This window comes from Paenibacillus gyeongsangnamensis, from assembly GCF_027533625.1.
Taxonomy (GTDB): Bacteria; Bacillota; Bacilli; order Paenibacillales; family NBRC-103111; genus Paenibacillus_G; species Paenibacillus_G gyeongsangnamensis.
On record NZ_JAQAGZ010000005.1, the window covers coordinates 1 to 17,863 of the forward strand.

The 17,863-nt window shown below is 54.3% G+C and carries 13 protein-coding genes, 16 tRNA genes and 2 rRNA genes; 27 read left to right on the forward strand and 4 right to left on the reverse strand.

Features of this window, described 5'->3' with window-relative positions:
- The 25 genes from O9H85_RS08620 to O9H85_RS08740 form a co-directional block, all read left to right on the forward strand.
- A 23S ribosomal RNA gene (locus tag O9H85_RS08620) occupies positions 1-177 on the forward strand; the annotation flags it as partial.
- Positions 178-401: 224 nt separating this feature from the next.
- Positions 402-518 (forward strand): 5S ribosomal RNA (gene rrf / locus O9H85_RS08625).
- 5 nt (positions 519-523) lie between these two features.
- Positions 524-599: transfer RNA gene (locus O9H85_RS08630), tRNA-Asn, on the forward strand.
- A gap of 10 nt (positions 600-609) precedes the next feature.
- Positions 610-698, forward strand: a tRNA-Ser gene (locus O9H85_RS08635).
- A 170-nt stretch (positions 699-868) separates the two neighbouring features.
- A tRNA-Glu gene (locus O9H85_RS08640) sits at positions 869-940 on the forward strand.
- Positions 941-949: 9 nt separating this feature from the next.
- A tRNA-Val gene (locus tag O9H85_RS08645) sits at positions 950-1,025 on the forward strand.
- A 17-nt stretch (positions 1,026-1,042) separates the two neighbouring features.
- Positions 1,043-1,119: transfer RNA gene (locus O9H85_RS08650), tRNA-Met, on the forward strand.
- 15 nt (positions 1,120-1,134) lie between these two features.
- Positions 1,135-1,211, forward strand: a tRNA-Asp gene (locus O9H85_RS08655).
- A 140-nt stretch (positions 1,212-1,351) separates the two neighbouring features.
- Positions 1,352-1,426, forward strand: a tRNA-Thr gene (locus tag O9H85_RS08660).
- 24 nt (positions 1,427-1,450) lie between these two features.
- Positions 1,451-1,526: transfer RNA gene (locus tag O9H85_RS08665), tRNA-His, on the forward strand.
- Positions 1,527-1,540: 14 nt separating this feature from the next.
- Positions 1,541-1,612: transfer RNA gene (locus tag O9H85_RS08670), tRNA-Gln, on the forward strand.
- A 50-nt stretch (positions 1,613-1,662) separates the two neighbouring features.
- Positions 1,663-1,735: transfer RNA gene (locus O9H85_RS08675), tRNA-Lys, on the forward strand.
- Positions 1,736-1,746: 11 nt separating this feature from the next.
- Positions 1,747-1,821 (forward strand) — tRNA-Gly (locus O9H85_RS08680).
- A gap of 54 nt (positions 1,822-1,875) precedes the next feature.
- Positions 1,876-1,950 (forward strand) — tRNA-Gly (locus O9H85_RS08685).
- A 12-nt stretch (positions 1,951-1,962) separates the two neighbouring features.
- Positions 1,963-2,045 (forward strand) — tRNA-Leu (locus tag O9H85_RS08690).
- Positions 2,046-2,055: 10 nt separating this feature from the next.
- Positions 2,056-2,129: transfer RNA gene (locus O9H85_RS08695), tRNA-Pro, on the forward strand.
- A 13-nt stretch (positions 2,130-2,142) separates the two neighbouring features.
- A tRNA-Gly gene (locus O9H85_RS08700) sits at positions 2,143-2,216 on the forward strand.
- Between the two features lie 8 nt (positions 2,217-2,224).
- Positions 2,225-2,298, forward strand: a tRNA-Arg gene (locus O9H85_RS08705).
- Between the two features lie 266 nt (positions 2,299-2,564).
- Complete coding sequence (kduD, locus tag O9H85_RS08710; RefSeq protein WP_269880947.1) at positions 2,565-3,320, forward strand: 2-dehydro-3-deoxy-D-gluconate 5-dehydrogenase KduD; 756 nt, start codon at positions 2,565-2,567, stop codon at positions 3,318-3,320.
- A gap of 3 nt (positions 3,321-3,323) precedes the next feature.
- Positions 3,324-4,307, forward strand: coding sequence for a sugar kinase (locus O9H85_RS08715; RefSeq protein WP_269880948.1), 984 nt, complete (start codon positions 3,324-3,326; stop codon positions 4,305-4,307).
- 55 nt (positions 4,308-4,362) lie between these two features.
- The gene (locus tag O9H85_RS08720; RefSeq protein ID WP_269880949.1) at positions 4,363-5,025 is read left to right on the forward strand and encodes a bifunctional 2-keto-4-hydroxyglutarate aldolase/2-keto-3-deoxy-6-phosphogluconate aldolase; all 663 of its coding nucleotides are present in this window, start codon (positions 4,363-4,365) and stop codon (positions 5,023-5,025) included.
- A 179-nt stretch (positions 5,026-5,204) separates the two neighbouring features.
- Positions 5,205-5,597, forward strand: a complete 393-nt coding sequence (locus tag O9H85_RS08725) for an alpha/beta hydrolase family protein (protein ID WP_269880950.1) — start codon at positions 5,205-5,207, stop codon at positions 5,595-5,597.
- A 68-nt stretch (positions 5,598-5,665) separates the two neighbouring features.
- Positions 5,666-5,938 carry an alpha/beta hydrolase family protein gene (locus tag O9H85_RS08730; RefSeq protein WP_269880951.1) on the forward strand — a complete coding sequence of 91 codons (273 nt, stop codon included), beginning with the start codon at positions 5,666-5,668 and terminating at the stop codon, positions 5,936-5,938.
- Between the two features lie 30 nt (positions 5,939-5,968).
- Positions 5,969-6,571 carry a hypothetical protein gene (locus O9H85_RS08735; protein WP_269880952.1) on the forward strand — a complete coding sequence of 201 codons (603 nt, stop codon included), beginning with the start codon at positions 5,969-5,971 and terminating at the stop codon, positions 6,569-6,571.
- 73 nt (positions 6,572-6,644) lie between these two features.
- Positions 6,645-7,085 carry a GyrI-like domain-containing protein gene (locus O9H85_RS08740; RefSeq protein WP_269880953.1) on the forward strand — a complete coding sequence of 147 codons (441 nt, stop codon included), beginning with the start codon at positions 6,645-6,647 and terminating at the stop codon, positions 7,083-7,085.
- A 245-nt stretch (positions 7,086-7,330) separates the two neighbouring features.
- Here the strand turns inward: O9H85_RS08740 and O9H85_RS08745 are convergent, their stop codons facing one another.
- The 3 genes from O9H85_RS08745 to O9H85_RS08755 form a co-directional block, all read right to left on the reverse strand.
- Positions 7,331-11,875, reverse strand: coding sequence for a glutamate synthase-related protein (locus O9H85_RS08745; protein WP_269880954.1), 4,545 nt, complete (start codon positions 11,873-11,875; stop codon positions 7,331-7,333).
- A gap of 512 nt (positions 11,876-12,387) precedes the next feature.
- Positions 12,388-13,743: a glutamate-1-semialdehyde 2,1-aminomutase gene (locus O9H85_RS08750; protein WP_269880955.1), complete on the reverse strand. Its 1,356-nt coding sequence runs from the start codon at positions 13,741-13,743 to the stop codon at positions 12,388-12,390.
- Positions 13,744-13,784: 41 nt separating this feature from the next.
- Entirely contained in the window at positions 13,785-14,588 is an 804-nt protein-coding gene (locus O9H85_RS08755) for a PhzF family phenazine biosynthesis protein (RefSeq protein WP_409348118.1), read from the reverse strand.
- Positions 14,589-14,795: 207 nt separating this feature from the next.
- On the opposite strand from O9H85_RS08755, the gene O9H85_RS08760 reads away from it, so the two are divergent.
- Positions 14,796-15,287, forward strand: coding sequence for a MarR family winged helix-turn-helix transcriptional regulator (locus O9H85_RS08760; protein WP_269880957.1), 492 nt, complete (start codon positions 14,796-14,798; stop codon positions 15,285-15,287).
- 49 nt (positions 15,288-15,336) lie between these two features.
- Positions 15,337-16,557 (forward strand): MFS transporter, encoded by a 1,221-nt coding sequence (locus O9H85_RS08765; RefSeq protein ID WP_269880958.1) that lies wholly within the window; start codon positions 15,337-15,339, stop codon positions 16,555-16,557.
- Between the two features lie 86 nt (positions 16,558-16,643).
- Here O9H85_RS08765 and O9H85_RS08770 read toward each other — a convergent pair whose 3' ends face one another.
- Positions 16,644-17,717, reverse strand: a complete 1,074-nt coding sequence (locus tag O9H85_RS08770) for an LCP family protein (RefSeq protein ID WP_269880959.1) — start codon at positions 17,715-17,717, stop codon at positions 16,644-16,646.
- Positions 17,718-17,863 lie beyond the last annotated feature (146 nt).

Consider the following 17,863-nt stretch of genomic DNA (forward strand, 5'->3'; position numbering starts at 1 on the left):
CTGGATAGCCAAGTACGGACGGGATAAGCGCTGAAAGCATCTAAGCGTGAAGCCCCCCTCAAGATGAGATTTCCCAGTATGTAAGACCCCTTGTAGACGACGAGGTAGATAGGTTCGGGGTGGAAGCGCGGCAACGCGTGGAGCTGACGAATACTAATCGGTCGAGGGCTTATCCTACAGGTTTTGCGACAGCAAAACCACATCGGAAGCATAGGTTTATCCACAAAGTGAAGATGAAGCTGACGAAGCGGATTCCGAGTACTTTGCGGGGGCCAGGTAAAGCAAAAGCAAGCAAGATTACCTCAGCTAAAGTACGATGTTTCGATCCAGTTTTCAGGGCGCAAGTCGTTCTGAGCTGTAACACCAAGATGTTCCTTGGCGGGGACATCGCCATACTTATGTTTGGTGACGATGGCGGAAGGGAACCACGCGTACCCATCCCGAACACGACCGTTAAGCCTTCCAGCGTCGATGGTACTTGGACCGAAGGGTCCTGGGAGAGTAGAACGTCGCCAAGCATTGTTCCCTGATAGCTCAGTTGGTAGAGCACTCGACTGTTAATCGAGTTGTCACAGGTTCGAGTCCTGTTCGGGGAGCCACTCTTTTCTTGGAGAGGTGTCCGAGCTGGCCGAAGGAGCACGATTGGAAATCGTGTAGGCGTCACAAGCGTCTCGAGGGTTCGAATCCCTCTCTCTCCGTAGCAATGCTTCTTGGTAAGGGATGAGAACCGTGAGGTTCGTCGGAGCTAAGCTTCGTTAGGATCGCATCGCAGTCTCATCTTGAAGAGATGAGTATCCCTCTCTCTCCGTAGCACTTTCTTAAGTAGTCCGATGGGATAGTGATATGATCACTTTCCTATACATAGCAAGGCCCGTTGGTCAAGGGGTTAAGACACCTCCCTTTCACGGAGGTAACAGGGGTTCGAATCCCCTACGGGTCATTATCCCATGGAGGCTTAGCTCAGCTGGGAGAGCATCTGCCTTACAAGCAGAGGGTCGGCGGTTCGATCCCGTCAGCCTCCACCATATATCATTTTTACTGACGCGGGGTGGAGCAGCCCGGTAGCTCGTCGGGCTCATAACCCGAAGGCCGCAGGTTCAAATCCTGCCCCCGCAACCAATTTATACTCAGTGTGGAGCCGTGGTGTAGAGGCCTAACATGCCTGCCTGTCACGCAGGAGACCGCGGGTTCGAATCCCGTCGGCTCCGCCATGATTAATCCTTCTTTGTAAGGGATGAGAACCCATAGGGTTCGTCGAAGCATTAGCTTCGTTAGCAGTACATCGCAGTCTCGGAGTGTAACGGAGAGTATCCCGTCGGCTCCGCCATCTTTATCGAATTACAGATCTCATGCCGTCGTAGCTCAGCGGTAGAGCAACGCACTCGTAATGCGTAGGTCGGAGGTTCGATTCCTCTCGACGGCACCATTACAGCCTTTTACACGAAACATGGCGGTCGTGGCGAAGGGGTTAACGCACCGGTTTGTGGCTCCGGCACTCGTGGGTTCAAGTCCCATCGATCGCCCCATTGTTTATTTTTATTGGGGATTAGCCAAGCGGTAAGGCAACGGACTTTGACTCCGTCATGCCTAGGTTCGAATCCTAGATCCCCAGTTTCTTTATTACATGTGCTGGCAAGAGGGTAACCCAAGCAGTAGTATTATGAGCCATTAGCTCAGTTGGTAGAGCACCTGACTTTTAATCAGGGTGTCGTAGGTTCGAGTCCTACATGGCTCACTTTTCAATTCGCGGAAGTGGCTCAGCGGTAGAGCATCGCCTTGCCAAGGCGAGGGTCGCGGGTTCGATTCCCGTCTTCCGCTCCATCATTTACTTGCATTTCGTACTGTTATTTTGTAAATTAGTAGTTAGATTATTATGCGGAAGTGGCTCAGCGGTAGAGCATCGCCTTGCCAAGGCGAGGGTCGCGGGTTCGATTCCCGTCTTCCGCTCCAACAAAATCATATGCCGGTATGGCGGAATTGGCAGACGCGCGCGACTCAAAATCGTGAGGGAAACCGTGGGGGTTCAAGTCCCTCTACCGGCACCATAATTTTTAACGGGACGTAGCTCAGCTTGGTAGAGCACCTGGTTTGGGACCAGGGGGTCGCATGTTCGAATCGTGTCGTCCCGATTTCTTTTTTTATGCGGGTGTAGTTCAATGGTAGAACTCCAGCCTTCCAAGCTGGTAGCGTGGGTTCGATTCCCATCACCCGCTCCAATCGACTAGTCCCAGTAGCTCAGCTGGATAGAGCACTCGCCTTCTAAGCGAGTTGTCGGGGGTTCGAGTCCCTCCTGGGACGCTTTCACCTTTCAACTCAATCCTGTGATAGATCAAGTCTCTCTGTATTTCAGAGAGGCTTTTTTTGTTTTTCGGCTTGTCCCAGCATGACGGATAAGAATAAATAATGGATGGAATTTGCAGAGCCGGCGCCGCTTGCGCGGTGCATGATTTGGCCCGTTAGTATGGCGCATTAGGGGCAATTAACTTATAATAATAGAGAGGACAAGTAATCCGGGCTATAAGCGAGTACGGATAAGCTTAAAACGTTTAAATGGGGTGCTAAAGATGAGTTTGTTTGACCTGACTGGAAAAGTAGCATTGGTGACCGGGGGGGCGGTCGGTTTGGGCGGCGCTATCTCCATCGGTTTGGCTAAAGCCGGCGCAGACGTTGTCATTGTAACGAGCAATAACCGTTCGCAGGAAACCCAGCAGCAGATTGAAGTGTTGGGCCGCAAGGTGCATACGATCGTTGCGAACCTGATGGATGAAAGCGTACTTGATGGCGTTGTAAAGGAAACGTTGTCCGTGTTCGGCAAAGTGGACATTCTCGTGAATAACGCCGGCATTATCCGCCGCACTCCGGCTGCGGACCATGCGGCTTCCGATTGGCACGATGTGCTTAATCTGAACCTGAACTCCGCTTTCTTCCTGTCCCAACTGGTAGGACGCGAGATGATCAAGCAGGGATCCGGCAAAATCATCAATATCGCCTCGATGCTCAGCTTCCAAGGAGGCATTAACGTACCGGGCTACACCGCTTCCAAGCATGCGATTGCAGGGATTACAAAAGCGCTGGCGAACGAATGGGCCAGCAAAGGCATTCAAGTCAATGCGATTGCTCCCGGCTACATGGAAACGGACAATACGGCTGCTCTTCGCGCCGACCAAGAGCGTACGGCACAAATCATGGTGCGCATTCCTGCGGCGCGATGGGGAACGCCTGAGGATCTTCAAGGACCGGCTGTGTTCCTCGCCTCTGCGGCATCCGACTATATGAACGGACACGTGTTGTGCGTGGACGGCGGATGGATGGCTCGATAAGCGATGGGACAAACACAAGCGGAGAAGCCTGTTCAAATGTTTCAACCGGAAGTCATTACTTTTGGAGAAACGATGGCGCTCATGATGCCGACGAGCTCCAAAGGAATTGAATATACTCCCGGCTTCCAAGGGTTGTTCGGCGGTGCGGAGAGCAACGTAGCTATCGGCTTGGCCCGTCTTGGCCACCGAGTCGGCTGGTTCAGCCGGTTAGGGAAGGACCCGCTCGGCCAGATGATCTTGAAGAAGATCCGCGGCGAAGGCGTCGATGTGTCCCGAGCGGAGCTGACATCGGAGGCTCCTACAGGTTTAATGCTGCGGGAGGTCGTATCGGGGAAAACCTCCGTTTACTACTACCGGAAGGGCTCTGCCGCCAGTACGTTGCGTCCGGAGCATTTGGAAGAGCAATATATCAAGCAAGCGAAATATTTGCATGTCACGGGGATTACTCCCGCCCTCAGCGCAAGCTGCCGTGAAACGGCCAAGGAAGCGATCCGGCTCGCGCAGAAGAACGGGGTGAAGGTATGCTTCGACCCGAACCTGCGTCTGAAGCTATGGTCGATTGAGGAGGCTCGCGAGGTTCTTCTGGAGCTCGCCAAGGAAGCGGATTATTTCCTGCCCGGTCTGGACGAGCTGAAGCTGCTATACAGGACGGAAAGCTTCGATGAGATCGTAGACCGCTTGCGTGAACTTCCTGCCGTATCCATCGTAAAAGGCGGGGATGACGAGACTTATATCGTGGATAAAGAAAACGTGACTGCCGTTCCGTACTTCAAGGCGGAGCAGGTTGTGGATACAGTGGGTGCAGGGGACGGCTTCTGTGCCGGATTTTTCGCCGGACTCCTTAAAGAATACAGCTTGCCGGAAGCCGTCAAGCTTGGTAACCTGATCGGGTGCATGGTGGTCCAAATGGAAGGCGATTGGGAAGGGATCCCGACCTGGGAGCAGGTTGAAGCCTTCATGAATAACGTTAAGCACGTAGAACGTTAAGCATGTAGAATGTTAATAGCCCTAATTCTTATTAGCGAAGGAAATGGTACATTCTATGAAAAAGTTGAAGCTCGTTCAGCAAATCGTGGATCAAGGCGTCGTTGCGGTACTCCGCGGCGAAACGCCGGATGAAGTTGTGGAGATGGCCGAACAGGCCATCGAGGGCGGCATTAAGGTCATCGAAGTGACGATGACGGTTCCTTTTGCTCTGCAGGCTATTGAGAAGCTGGCGAAAAAGTATTCCAGCACGACGAAGGATGCATCCAAATTCGCCATTATCGGAGTGGGCACGGTGCTTGATCCGGAAACCGCCCGCGCGGCCATTCTGAGCGGCTCGGAATTCGTGGTAGGCCCATCCCTCAATCCGGATACGGTCACGCTGTGCAACCGGTACCGGATTCCGGTCATGCCGGGCGTTATGACGATTCAAGAAATTCAGCGGGCATTGGAGCTAGGCGTGGACGTAGTTAAGCTGTTCCCGGGCAACCTGTACTCCCCGGGGATGATCAAAGCGATCAAAGGACCATTGCCGCAAGCGAACATCATGCCTACAGGCGGCGTATCGCTCAGCAACCTGGGCGAGTGGATCAAGGCCGGCGCCGTGGCGGTAGGCATCGGATCCGATCTAACGGCGGATGCGGTCAAGAGCGGCGATTACAGTCTGGTAGCCAAGAAAGCGGCTCAGTATATTGAGGCTTACCGCGCGGCTAAAGCTTAAGCGAAAAGCTGAAAAAAAGGGTTCTTCCAACCACCCCGGGGTGGAGTGAAGAACCCTTTTTTATTTTTAAAGCAAGATTTACGGACAGGATATTTCCACACTAAAGTAAAGTTACGGAAGTTTTTTACTGTAATTTATGATAGTCTAAATATGTAACAAATGCAGTGAGGGAGACAATCGTGGATAATTACAGAAAGCATCGCATTTCTACTATACCATGCTTAGAAATAAGTCCATTATGCAAGCCGATAGGTACCGTTCTTTTGTATCACGGTTGGGCGTCAAATATCGAGAATTACATGTTCTTTGCGTCCACGGTATCAAGTTGGGGTTATAAGGTCATTGTGCCGGAATTGCCGCATCATGGTGAACGGGGAATCCTCAATTATTTTGACAAATTCGTGTTGCAACAATATTTTTGGGATGTCGTCTTCCAAAGTGTTAAAGAAGCAGGGGAACTAGTGTGCGAACTTTCTAAAACCGATGATCACATCGGTTTTATCGGACATTCATGCGGCGGATTTATAGCGCGGGTGCGTTTTCGAATGATTCCCGGGTGCAATCCGCGATAGTTATAAATGGCTCTTGTGCATGGGTAAAATTTGAAGAGTTATATCGTGAAAAAGATGGAAGACCTCCGATGAATCCAAATGAAAGGATATCATTAGAGGAGCATGATCCTATATCCCATTTAAGCTTTGAAGGAAAAAAAGCATTGCTTTTGCTACACGGTAAGGAAGACACGATAATTCCTATCGACAGCCAAAGATACTTTATGAATCTTAAGTCAAATACGCCTTCCGAGAGTTTGCAAATAGTTGAGTACTCCGGAGTGAACCATCACGTAACGATCGGGATGCTGCAAAAATCAAAGGAATGGCTTGATAAGCACTTGAGTTCAGGAATAAGGTGATGCAAAGCGGAAATGAGGTCCATAAGTTAAATGGACAACATGGATTTAGTGACCCATTCTATACTAAATATAACGCAACGTATTAAGGTAACGGAGAATGGCAAATGGGCAGGATGTGGAAAAATGAAAAGCTTACGGGATAAAAAGCTCAGCGCATTTCTTATTCTTGCTATATTCGGGTTAGGTCTAACGTTTTTCGGTAATTTATATGAATATGTAGTCTTTGTACCTAATCTAATCGGCTTAGGTGGAATAAAGGGATTAATTGCATTTCGAGAATTTTTTGTGTTTTCAAATCCTGTTTTCTATTACATCCCTCTAGGTGTAATTGGGTTTATCTCAACCTTCATCTCCTATGCTCGAATTTGTGACCGAACCACGAATTTAAACAAGTGGCTTAAGAAGGCTACGGTTTATGGGGTAATTACGATTCTGATTACGGTGATCATCGTGACTCAATTCAATTTTAAATTATTTTTCGGGCCGCCTCCTATAGATGATTCCAGCTTGCAAATGATGATATTTTTTTACTCTATCGTGGCGTTTATTCGTCTGATTTTTGATGGGCTTACATTGTATGGTGCCCTTCGTGCGTACCATTTTTTAATTTCAAATCGATCCAGCAAGTGCTAAACGGGAGATATAATGTATCAAATGATAATATTAGCGTAAGCGCTGTCAAATAAATGAGATAAGGGTGATAATAATGGAACCAGTTATTATTCATCAAAGCAAAAGCTTTACATTGTTCGGTTTTTCTAAAATTCATGATCAAAACAAAGCATACAGTGAAACAATTTTCGAGTTGTTGGATAAGGTTTGGAAGGAAGTTCGTAACAAAGAACTCTCTCACACAGGAATTAATCACGTAGTTTATGATAGTGATCACATCATATTTGCCGGGATAGAGTTGATCTCTCCGCCTAATGAAGATTCATTATTGGAAAAAAGAAATGTTATTTTACAAAAATATACCTATTGCAAACATATCGGACCATATAAGGAGTTAAACAAAACCTATGAGAGCATAAAATCGACAGTAAAAGCTTTAGGAGAACACCATGAGCTTCCCCTATTGGAGGTATATGGACATTGGAATGCTGATGAAACAAAGCTCGAAACGGAAATTTTCTATAATCTTAAGTAAGTTATTCGGTTTCAAATAGTAACTGAGGGACGGGAACAACTGTTCAACGACGCAGTATATACCTTTATTGAATAGATCCATGATTTGCTTCATTCTGGCGATGAATTTATAACTAATATTCAAATAACTAGCGATAAGATGACCGGGACTCCTTGTACCATAAGGGGTTCCGGTCTAATACTTTCACTAACAAAAGAAAATCCCCCTTGAGCCCGAAAGCTCAAGGGGGAAAGCTAATTGTTCTACTATTCGGTTGCAACGGATTGGTCGGCTTGCAAGCCTACCGGCGCGATGCGCACGAAGTTCGTTTGCAGGTTAGCGAGCAGGTGGTCGATGCCTTGCGCCGCTTCCGTTTGGCCGGACTTCTCGAGCTCATCGCGGTAAGCGCCGAGCAGCTCGTTCAGATCACTGATGCTTTGCTGTCCGATGGATTCGATCTTCACCTTCGCGCCTTTCGCGATACGGCGCTCGATCGCAGCTTGGTCGAGACCCATCTCAGGAACGAGGCGCTGGTAGATTACGCCGCCGGTCATCCCTGCGCAGATCCATGGACCCGGATCGCCCATGACAACGGCGCGGCCGTTGGTCATGTACTCGAAGGCGAAGCCTTTGAGGTTCGCGCGAGCGGCCAATCCACCCAGATCGTCGCGCAACGGTGTCGTGATTTCGCCGCCGAAGACGACGTCCGCTCCGGAGAAGCGGATGCAGGCACGGGTATCGGCGTTGCCCTGAATCAGGAACAAGCCATGCTGTGCGCCGTAACCGAACGACTTGCCGACGGAACCGTTGATGAACTGCTTGTGCTTGCTAGGCGCCTTCATGATGGCTACTTTACCGCCGGAGGACATCTTGCCTACGCCGTCCTCAGCTCCGCCGTGTACCGTAATCGCAATACCGCGCGCATTGAAGGCTGCAAGACCGTTACCTGGCACGGAGCCGTCGGTAATGGTGATGTCCACGCCAGGCAGCGAATCGTAGCTGCCGTCGAATCGGTCGCGTACGCGGTGGCTGGCATAACGGCTGCCCAGAATACGGGACTCAGCGTCAACCTTGTGCCATTTGCGCTCGACTGTAGTCTCGAAAGAGACGGAATCCGGGAAGAACTCTTGGCCTTCGGCGCCGGCTGCGATGCGGATATCGGAAGATACTGCTGCGGCTGCTTCCGCCAGGGCCACTTCGTGAGCTGCCGCGAACGAAACCGGAGCCGGACGAAGAATGTCGGACAGGTCGATTCGGTCCAGGTGGCTCACTTGCTGCAGCAAGTCGGAACGGCCTACCAGGTCCTGCAGGTTATTGAAGCCGAGGCCGGCTACGACTTCACGCACTTCTTGACCGATGCCGCCGAACAAGCGGACAAGGGATTCGACCGCCAGATCGTATACGCGTGGTACGAAGCGGCGAAGGCCTTTTTCCTCAGCTTCTTCCATGGAATCGATCTGAGTTGCGATACCTACGTGACAGGTGTCGAGGTGACAGCCGCGGCAGGTCGTACAGCCGATGGACTGCATCGCGATCGAGCCGAAGCCTACGCGGTTTGCGCCGAGCAGCACCATCTTGACAACGTCCGCACCGGACTTCATGCCGCCGTCGGACCACAGCTCAACGCGGTGGCGAAGGCCAGCTTCGATCAAAGCCAGGTGAGCGAGCTTCGTGCCGATCTCGGTAGGCAAGCCGACGTGCGTGATCGAGTGAATCCGCGCCGCGCCCGTACCGCCGTCGAAGCCGGAAAGCGTGATGACGTCCGCGCCCGCTTTGGCTACGCCGACCGCAATCGTTCCGATGCCCGGTACGACAGGTACTTTTACGATAATTTTCGCTTTGCGTCCGCTCGCTTCTTTCAGCTCGGAGATGATTTGCGCCAAGTCCTCGATGGAGTAAATATCATGGTTGTTGGACGGCGAAATCAGGTCAGAGCCGATCGTTGCGTTCCGTGCAGCTGCAATTTTGGCCGTAACCTTGGAGCCCGGCAGGTGACCGCCTTCGCCCGGTTTTGCGCCTTGACCGATCTTGATCTCGAGGAACGCTACGGCATTGGCCAGCTCGACGTTGACGCCGAAACGTCCGGACGCCACTTGCGCGCCACGGGTCCGCTTGTAGCGGCCCAGCATGTCTTTGATCTCGCCGCCTTCGCCGTTCATGGTAACCATGTTCAGGCGCTCGCCGGCTTCCGCATAGGCGCGGAACGCCGTTTCGTTCTGCGAACCGAAGGACATGGACGAGATGAGCATAGGCAGATCGTGCCCGCCAATGCTGATGTCTACTTGAGACGGATCAAGCGGCTTGCGGCCTTCAGCCAATGCCTTCTCAACATTGAAATCCGCTACGTGACGGATGGAAATCGGATTCTTCTTCTCTTCTTCCTGCAGCTTATTGCGGTAATCTTCATACGAAGCCGCTCCGGAGGCCGCATCGCCGAGAGCCTTCCACATGCGTTGGAAGAAACGGAAGTTCTTCGCCGCTTTGGCTTTCGGGTTGGAGAAGTCGTTGTAACGGGCTTCGGCGTTCGCTTCGAGCTCGGCATAGCCGGTACCCGCTTTGTCGCTGCCCAGGTAGTTGACGATATCCAGCACTTCCGCCAGCTCCGGCTTCAGTCCGATGGAGGAGAAGAAGCGCGTATAGCCGCGAAGCTCGTGGGTACCGATGGTGGAGATGACTTTCTCCAGGCCTTTCATGAGTGCCGTGAACACCTTGCGCGCCGCAGGCGCTCCATCCTTCGCGGATGCGGTAGCGAACAGCACGTAAGGGGAAATTACATCCGCGCCCAGACCGCAGGCTACGGCAATATCGTGCAGGCTGCGGATCGAAGCGCTGCGCAGCACGACGGTCGCTTGGCGGCGAAGGTTGTCGCCGGAGCCCAGCTTCTCGGCGCGCAGTGCGATATCGACCTTGGATACCGCGAGGTGCGGATCCATCCAGAGACGATCGTTCTGATGCGCTTCGCTGTCATCGAGAATAAGCAGCATGGCGCCGCCGCGTACCGCTTGAACGGCATCCTGCGCCAATTGGTCGAGCGCCGTCTGCAGCGAACCGCCGCGAGGGAAGGTCAAGGAAAGCTTCACGACGGCGCCTTGGAAGATCGCCATCAGCTGCTCCAGGCTCGGCTGCTTCAGCTCCGACAAGGAATCCGTGCCGTTGCTGCCTTCGAGTACGGCCGGATACAGCAGCTCGACGCGAGGACGCTGATCGGGCTGCCCGTATACGGACGGACGAGGGCCGACGATGATCCGGGTGGAGAAATGCTCCATCTCGCGGTCCCGGTCGATCGCAGGGTTCGTTACGACCGCTACGCTCTCTTTAATGAAATCCGGAATGTTCTGACGTTCCCATGCAAGCGCCGCGTGCGGGCTGTCATGGCCGAGGGAGCGGATCGGCTCGGCGCCGGTTTCGGCCATCGATTCGATATGCTGAATGCCGTCGCGGTCCCATCCGAAGGCGCTATAGATCGCATCCGTCGGAGCGAGATCTTCGGAAGCGGCCGCTTCCGGAGCTTGGGCGGTATTTTTCAAATGATGGCGCAGTCCGTCGAACTGGATGCCGCGGCTCTTCGCGCGCTCCAGCACTTTGCTTTGTACCTGATGGTAAGGAATGACCTGAACGTGCTCGCCCGGAGTCAAGACAACGCCGACTTTCTCGCCAGGGGCGATCGGCTTCGGATCCGCAACCATGTCGCTGACCGTAATGACGCCTTGCTCGGAGGAGAAATACAGGGACGTTTCGCTCTCGACCATCCATACCGGACGAAGACCGAGCGCGTCTACGCTGAAGATGCATTCGTTGCCGTAACGGGATACGATCCCGGCCGGACCTTGGGCGTAATGGCCCCACATTTGACGGAAGTATACGTACAAGTCCTGAAGCTCTTCGCGGTACAGCTTCATTTCGTTCAGGATCGGAGGGAATACGATCTCCATCGCTTCAAACAGACTCAGGTTAAAACGGTGGATGAACGTCTCGATCGTCCGGTTCATGTCCTGGGAGTCGGAGCCGCCGTCGACAAGCGGTACACCGACCATATCCGCTTCGATGCGGAGCTTTTTCACCGTATTGATCTCGCCGTTATGGCCGAGCAGGGAGAACGGCTGCACGCGGAAGAAGCTGGATTGGGTGTTGGTGGAATAACGGTTATGGCCGATCGTGACCTGCGCCGCAAACAGCGGATCGCGGGTATCGTTGTAATATAACGGAAGGATGCTGGCCGCACCCATGACTTTATAGGCGGCCGTGACATTGCTGAGGGTAGCTACGTGAACGTTGTACTTGGCCTCGATCGCCACGTGTAGCTCGAACAGATGGTCGGCCACCTTCACTTCCTGTTTGTCGCACAGAGCTGCGATTTGCCAGAAGGTAGGCTCGTCGTTTCGGCCGTTCGGGCCCAGAACGCTGCTGTCCACTTGGTTCTCCTGCTCCAGCAGGATGCTGACTTGATGCTGCTTGAACAGCTCGCGGATGCCCGCTTGCATATCGGCAACGGAAATGTCCAGCTTGCGCGGTACAAAAATATGAGCAACGGAGAAGCGCTCGTCATAAACGAGTTTGCCGTCCAGGCCGGCGTCGGTCAGCTTCTTCTCCCACAGCGCTCTCGGAATATCGGTCAGAATGCCGCAGCCGTCTCCTTCTCCGTTAATGAAACCCGAACGATGTTCCAATTTAACAAGGGCGTCGATCGTCTTTTGGATGTTGTCACGGGAAGGGAAGCCGTCTTTCTCTACAATACAAATGATACCGCAGCTATCGTGCTCGGTGGCCAAAAGGTTCTGAAAACGGCCTTCATTGCGCATTACTTCATTCATGTTCTGATGGTCAGCAGGCTGACCTTCACCTCCCAAATAAAATGTGGCGGATCATCCGTAAGTTAAGGTTTTGCTCATGTCGCATAAGAAAGCGGACAAAGTCACATCGGCAGAGAGGTTGAATAAAAATACATTAAACCTGCATAAATGACTTGATCTACAGTTCTTTGTTTGACGCGAAAAAGCGCTAAAGCGGTCGAAGATAAAAAAATAATGTGCCCACTTCGACAAAATGAGCGCATATCATCGCGGCCTTCATGACGAAAACCTTACATTATATCCGATTGTAATGCTGCTTAAAGTATTACTAGAATACCATGAAATTGTACCTTAGACAATAGAACAATAAGGGTAATTGATTGATGTAAGCGCTATCTATTTTGCATAACTGGTGAATAATGGGGAAAAATCGCGCCGTTTCGCGGTTTTGAAAAAGCGAACGAACTATTACCGAATTTCGATAATAGTTCGTGATTTAGGTGATAAATGAAATTTATTGTTGCTGCCCGACGCTACATCCGGGCGAAGGTCCGGTCTGCGGCCTCCAGCGTATAGGCCACGTCTTCCTCGGTATGAGCAGTGGTCAAAAACCAAGCTTCATACTTGGACGGAGCCAGGCAGATCCCTTGTTCGAGCATGAGCCGGAAAAATGCGGCGAACTGTTCTCCGTCGGTATCCTGGGCTTCTTCATAGTTCGTAACCGGGTGGTCGCAGAAGTGCGTCGACAACGCCCCGCGGATGCGGTTGATCGTCAGCGGCACCCCGTGCCGCTGCGCGGACTTCGCGAGGCCCGCTTCAAGCGCCGCGCCGAGCTTGTCGAGCCGGTCGTACGTACCCGGCTCCTGGAGGGCCTGCAGGCAGGCGATGCCTGCGGAGATCGACGCGGGGTTGCCCGCCATCGTGCCGGCCTGATAAGCCGGCCCCAAGGGCGCCACCTGCGCCATGATGTCCTTGCGGCCCCCGTAGGCCCCGATCGGCAGTCCACCGCCGATGATTTTGCCCAGGGCCGTCAGGTCCGGCTCGATGGCCGAGAAGTCGGCGGTGCCTGCGGCACCGTCCGCGCCCGGGAGGCCATCAAAGGTCTGTACCGTTCCGTAGTGGAACCGGAACGCCGTAATGACCTCGTCGTAGATGACGAGGGAGCCGTTGCCCCGCGCCAGCGCGCAGAGCCCTTCGAGGAAGCCGGGCTTCGGCATGACCATGCCGAAGTTGCCCACGACGGGCTCGACCATGACCGCGGCGACGTCGCCGCCCCAGCGGGCGAGAGCGGCTTCGAGCGCAGCGAGGTCGTTGTAGGGCACGGTGATCACCTCGTGCGCGATGCTGTTCGGGATCCCGGCGCTGTCGGGGATCCCGAGGGTGGACGGGCCGGAGCCCGCGGCGACGAGCACGAGATCCGAGTGGCCGTGGTAGCAGCCGGCGAACTTGATGATCTTGCTGCGGCCCGTATAGGCCCGGGCAACGCGGATCGTCGTCATGACGGCCTCCGTGCCGGAGTTGACGAAACGGACCTTATCGAGTGACGGAATCGCTTCCTTCAGCAGGCGGGCGAATTCGATCTCCAGCTCGGTCGGCGTGCCGTAGAGCGTGCCGTTCCGTGCCGCGCGGCAGATGGCTTCCGTTACATGCGGATGGGCGTGGCCGAGAATAATAGGACCGTAAGCGGCCAAATAGTCAATGTAGCGGTTATCGTCCGCATCCCAGAAGTAGGCGCCCTGGCCTCGCTTCATAAAGACGGGTGCGCCGCCGCCGACGGCTTTGAACGAGCGGGAGGGACTGTTTACCCCGCCGACGATATGCTGCAGCGCGTCTTGATATAGCTGCTCGGAGCGGCTCCGGGAGCTCGCAAGGAATGAAGATTGGTTCATGATTCTGATCGCATCCTTTTTTTATGTAAAATCGTTCGTTTTCATCTGCGCGGCGGAGGGAGCAGGTTTCCCTTCAGGACGGTAACGGCCTGGCCGTAGAGCAGCATCCGCGTCTCCGTCAGCTCGATCCGCAAGGTGCCCTCGCGTGCGGAGCATTGCTTTGCTGTAAAGATCCGCTTCCCGAGCTTGGACGCCCAATAGGGTGCCAGCGCGCAATGAGCCGATCCGGTCACGGGATCTTCCGGAATGCCGAGCCGTGGGAAGAAGCAGCGGGAGACGAAGTCCGTGCCGGAAGAATCGGAACGGGCGGTAACAAGGACGCCCCGAACGGGAATGGCGGAGAGCAAGGCGTAGTCCGGCTTTAGACGGCGGACCGTCTCTTCATCCGCGACCTCAACGAGCAGATCCATCCGGTTCGTTCCGGTAAATCCGATTTCGGCTGTTCCGAGGGCTTCGGCCAGACCGGGTGGGCATTCCATAGGAACTACGGGCTCGCTTGGAAAATCAAGCCGGATCCAATCTTCCTGCCGCCTCGCCGTAAGCAGGCCGCTGCGGGTATGGAAGCGGATCTCCGACTGAAGCGGCACCCGGTCCGTTTCCCAAAGCGCATGGGCCGCCGCCAAGGTGGCATGGCCGCACAAGTCGACTTCGACATCCGGCGTAAACCAGCGGAGCCGGTAGTCGGGGCCCTCCTGGCACAGAAAGGCCGTCTCGGACTGCTGCATCTCCATCGCCGCCTGCTGCATCCAAGCGTCACCGGGAAAGGCGTCCAGGAAGCAAACGGCAGCCGGATTGCCGTGAAACGGCCGGTCGGTAAAGGCATCGACCATCATGAGTTCGGTCATCAGCATCTTCTCCTTATCATGATCATGTAACGTGGAACAAGGTCAGCCGTTTCGCGAACGGAGTAAGGTATTCTGTACATTATAAGGAATTTTGCTCCGGAAGAAAACCGTCTTGACGTAAATTAGTTGTAATATATATAATTGTTATAACAACTAAATCGCCATCATTTGATGGTATACTCGCCCGCAGGGAAAGGAGAAAGGTGTATGAAACCTAATCCGACACCGGATCAGGAGCCGTTCGGCGTCATTCTGGCGCAGACGTACCGCCGAGTCGTGCTGCTGCTGACGAACCGGTTCCGGCCTTACGGTATTACGCCCGAGCAGTGGAGTCTGCTCAATCAGCTGTGCGTGAAAGAAGGTGTGCCGCAAAAGAAATTAGCGGAGCGGACGGATCGGGACCAGCCTACGGTTACCCGCATTCTCGATGTGCTGGAGCGCAAGGGCTGGACCGTCCGGAAGCCGAACTCCGAAGACCGCCGTTCGTTTCTTGTTTACGCTACGGAGGAAGGACGCAAGCTGGCCGCTGAGCTCGAGCCGCTCGAACGGCAGACGCTGCAGGAGCTGCTCGAATGTGTGCAGGAAAGCCAGTGCGAGGCATTGAAACAGGCGCTGAAGCGGATCGGCGAACGGGCCGCAGCGCTGAAGGAGACCTCAGAACCTACGGAGGCCGCCTACAATAACGGATCCGATCAGTAAACGGCTTTCCGCTTAGGCAAGCATCTTGGAGAGGAGAATCAAAGAAATTATGATACCTGAGAGTACCTCTTCGGCCCTATGGACCAAGAGTTTTATTTTGTTAACGCTTTGCAATCTGTGTATTTATATGAACATCCAAATGATTACGCCGTCGCTCCCGGCTTATGTGGCCGGCACGCTGGGAGGCGGGGGAATGACCGTAAGTCTGGTCATCAGCCTCTTTGCGCTCTCGGCCATCGTGACCAGGCTGTTCACGGCGGCGGCGTTCAAACGGTTCGGGCTTAGGACGATCCTGTTCGGCGGTCTGATCATTTTCGCGATTTCTACGGCAGGCTATGCGGCCGTGGCGACGCTCGGTTTGCTGCTCGTCATCCGTATCGTTTACGGCATCGGCTTCGGTTTTGCGGGAACCGCCTTCGGCACCCTGGTCTCCCAAGTCATTCCGGTGCGCCGGATGGGAGAGGGGATGGGCTACTTCGGCCTGTCCACCAGCTTATCCATGTCGCTCGCTCCCGTCATCGGCCTATGGCTGCTGAACGGCTACGGCTTTCACCGGCTTATTCTGGTATCCAGCGCGCTCGCGGCGCTGGTGTTCGTGTTCGCGGCATGGATCAAGCCGTCCGAAGCCTCTCACAAAGAGGAGCGCCCGGTTTCCGCTGCCGCTGCTGCGCAGGCGCCGGAACGCATGGCTTGGTTTGACCCCGGGGCCATGTTCCCGTGTCTGCTGAGCCTGCTGCTGTCCGTCACCTATGGCGGTCTGATCAGCTTCATCGCTTTATTCGGCAAAGAAACGAATCTAGGCAATGTCGGCTGGTTCTTTCTCTTCAACGCCATGATGGTGCTGGTGGTTCGCCCGTTCTCGGGCAAGCTGTTCGACCGGAAGGGACATGCCGCCGTACTTCCCGCCGGGGCGGTCTTTACGGGGCTTGGCCTTGTGCTGCTGTCGTATACCGGCGGCATGGTCATGCTGCTGCTGTCCGCTCTGTGCTACGGCGTCGGGTACGGAATGCTGCAGCCGTCGCTGCAGGCCTGGACGATCCAAAGGTCGAAGCCCGGCCGGAGGGCGGCGGCGACAGGCCTATTCTACAACTCCATCGACCTCGGCATCGCCATCGGCTCCTTCCTGCTGGGCTATGTGTCCACGGTGACCGGCTATGCGGGTATGTACCGCTGGTCCGCTTCCGCCATGGTTCTCTTCATCGCACTGTATGCGGCTTACCTGCTGTTGTCGAGAAAATCGGCATCGGCGCCTGCTGTGGACCGGATTTAGATCTTGAATCCATAATAGCCAAAACGCCCCGCTTTCCGAGGAACGCAAGTTCCGAAGAAAAGCGGAGCGTTTTTTCGCTGTAAAGCTCACTTCGCGCTGCCGAGCCCGACGTCCGAACCGCCGCTGCGTGAGCTGCGCTGCGGTGCCGTCTTGCCGCCTCCGGTCGCCGGCTTCGCGTTCGGATCCCGTCCCTCGAGCAGCGCCTGGACGAAGGCCTGCAGCTTATCCTTGTTGACGCCGATCACGTCGGCTCCGCCCACCCGCTTCTCGATGAGCAGCTCTTGCGGCGGCACCTGCTGGCTGACCATGCCTTCCGTTTTGGCCTCGTAAGCGAGGGACCCCAGCTTCAGCATGTCGGTCGTCGCCAGATTCGTCTCAATATACGGATCGATGCTGTTCAGTATTCTGGGCAGCCGGATCAGCGAGCTGGTAGACTGCATTTTCTCAGCCACGGCTTGCAGAAACTTCCGCTGTCGCTCGGTGCGGGCGAAGTCACTGAGCGCATCGTGGCGGAAGCGAACATACTGCAGCGCCGTCTTGCCGTCAAGGTGCTGCATGCCTTTTTTCAAATTGATGTCGTATTCGTGACCGTCCTCGGCGTCGGTATATTTCATATCCTTCTCGACGTCCAGATCGATGCCGCCGATGGCGTCGACCAGCGCGATGAAGCCTTTGAAGTCCGTGTACACATAATATTGAATCGGGATACCGAGCAAGTCCCCTACCGTCTTCATGGCAAGGTTCGGGCCGCCGGTCGACAGCGCCGTATTAATGCGTTCCTCCCCCTGTCCGGGAATCTTCACGTACGTGTCCCGGAGAATGGAGAACAGGTAAGCCTTCTTCGTCACCGGATCGATCGACGCCACCATCATGGAGTCGGAACGCGGAATTTCATTCTTCTTGAGCCCCCGGGAATCCCCTCCGAGAATCAGAACGTTGACGCGCTGCTTGCCCTCCCATTTGGGCGGGAGGTAAGCTTGGCCGGAGTAGGCTGAGCCGGTGCCCGTCTGCTTGGCGGTCAGGCCGGTGCCGATTTTGGACGAATACGGGTGGCTCTGAATGTTGTTCGCAAACCGAAGGAAACCATATGTATAATAGCCGGCTGCCGCGAGCACCAGAAGCAGCAGCGCAATAAAAAACCATTTCACTGTCTTTACCATCGGTTATCCGATCCTTTCTGCCGGGAAACGGCTTTTACTCGAGGTAGCATTCGTGTATCATGAACATGTATAGGTTCTGACATTGCTCCGGGATCATGCATCCGTAAGTTCAGGAAAGATTTGCTTAATATTATAAAATTTTTACC

What these genes read in the sequence shown, in the direction of transcription:
- kduD (WP_269880947.1), top strand. Translation starts at nt 2,565, where the DNA reads ATGAGTTTGTTTGACCTGACTGGAAAAGTAGCATTGGTGACCGGGGGG.
- O9H85_RS08715 (WP_269880948.1), top strand. Translation starts at nt 3,324, where the DNA reads ATGGGACAAACACAAGCGGAGAAGCCTGTTCAAATGTTTCAACCGGAA.
- O9H85_RS08720 (WP_269880949.1), top strand. Translation starts at nt 4,363, where the DNA reads ATGAAAAAGTTGAAGCTCGTTCAGCAAATCGTGGATCAAGGCGTCGTT.
- O9H85_RS08730 (WP_269880951.1), top strand. Translation starts at nt 5,666, where the DNA reads ATGAATCCAAATGAAAGGATATCATTAGAGGAGCATGATCCTATATCC.
- O9H85_RS08735 (WP_269880952.1), top strand. Translation starts at nt 5,969, where the DNA reads ATGGACAACATGGATTTAGTGACCCATTCTATACTAAATATAACGCAA.
- O9H85_RS08740 (WP_269880953.1), top strand. Translation starts at nt 6,645, where the DNA reads ATGGAACCAGTTATTATTCATCAAAGCAAAAGCTTTACATTGTTCGGT.
- O9H85_RS08745 (WP_269880954.1), bottom strand. Translation starts at nt 11,875, where the DNA reads ATGAATGAAGTAATGCGCAATGAAGGCCGTTTTCAGAACCTTTTGGCC.
- O9H85_RS08750 (WP_269880955.1), bottom strand. Translation starts at nt 13,743, where the DNA reads ATGAACCAATCTTCATTCCTTGCGAGCTCCCGGAGCCGCTCCGAGCAG.
- O9H85_RS08755 (WP_409348118.1), bottom strand. Translation starts at nt 14,588, where the DNA reads ATGACCGAACTCATGATGGTCGATGCCTTTACCGACCGGCCGTTTCAC.
- O9H85_RS08760 (WP_269880957.1), top strand. Translation starts at nt 14,796, where the DNA reads ATGAAACCTAATCCGACACCGGATCAGGAGCCGTTCGGCGTCATTCTG.
- O9H85_RS08765 (WP_269880958.1), top strand. Translation starts at nt 15,337, where the DNA reads ATGATACCTGAGAGTACCTCTTCGGCCCTATGGACCAAGAGTTTTATT.
- O9H85_RS08770 (WP_269880959.1), bottom strand. Translation starts at nt 17,717, where the DNA reads ATGGTAAAGACAGTGAAATGGTTTTTTATTGCGCTGCTGCTTCTGGTG.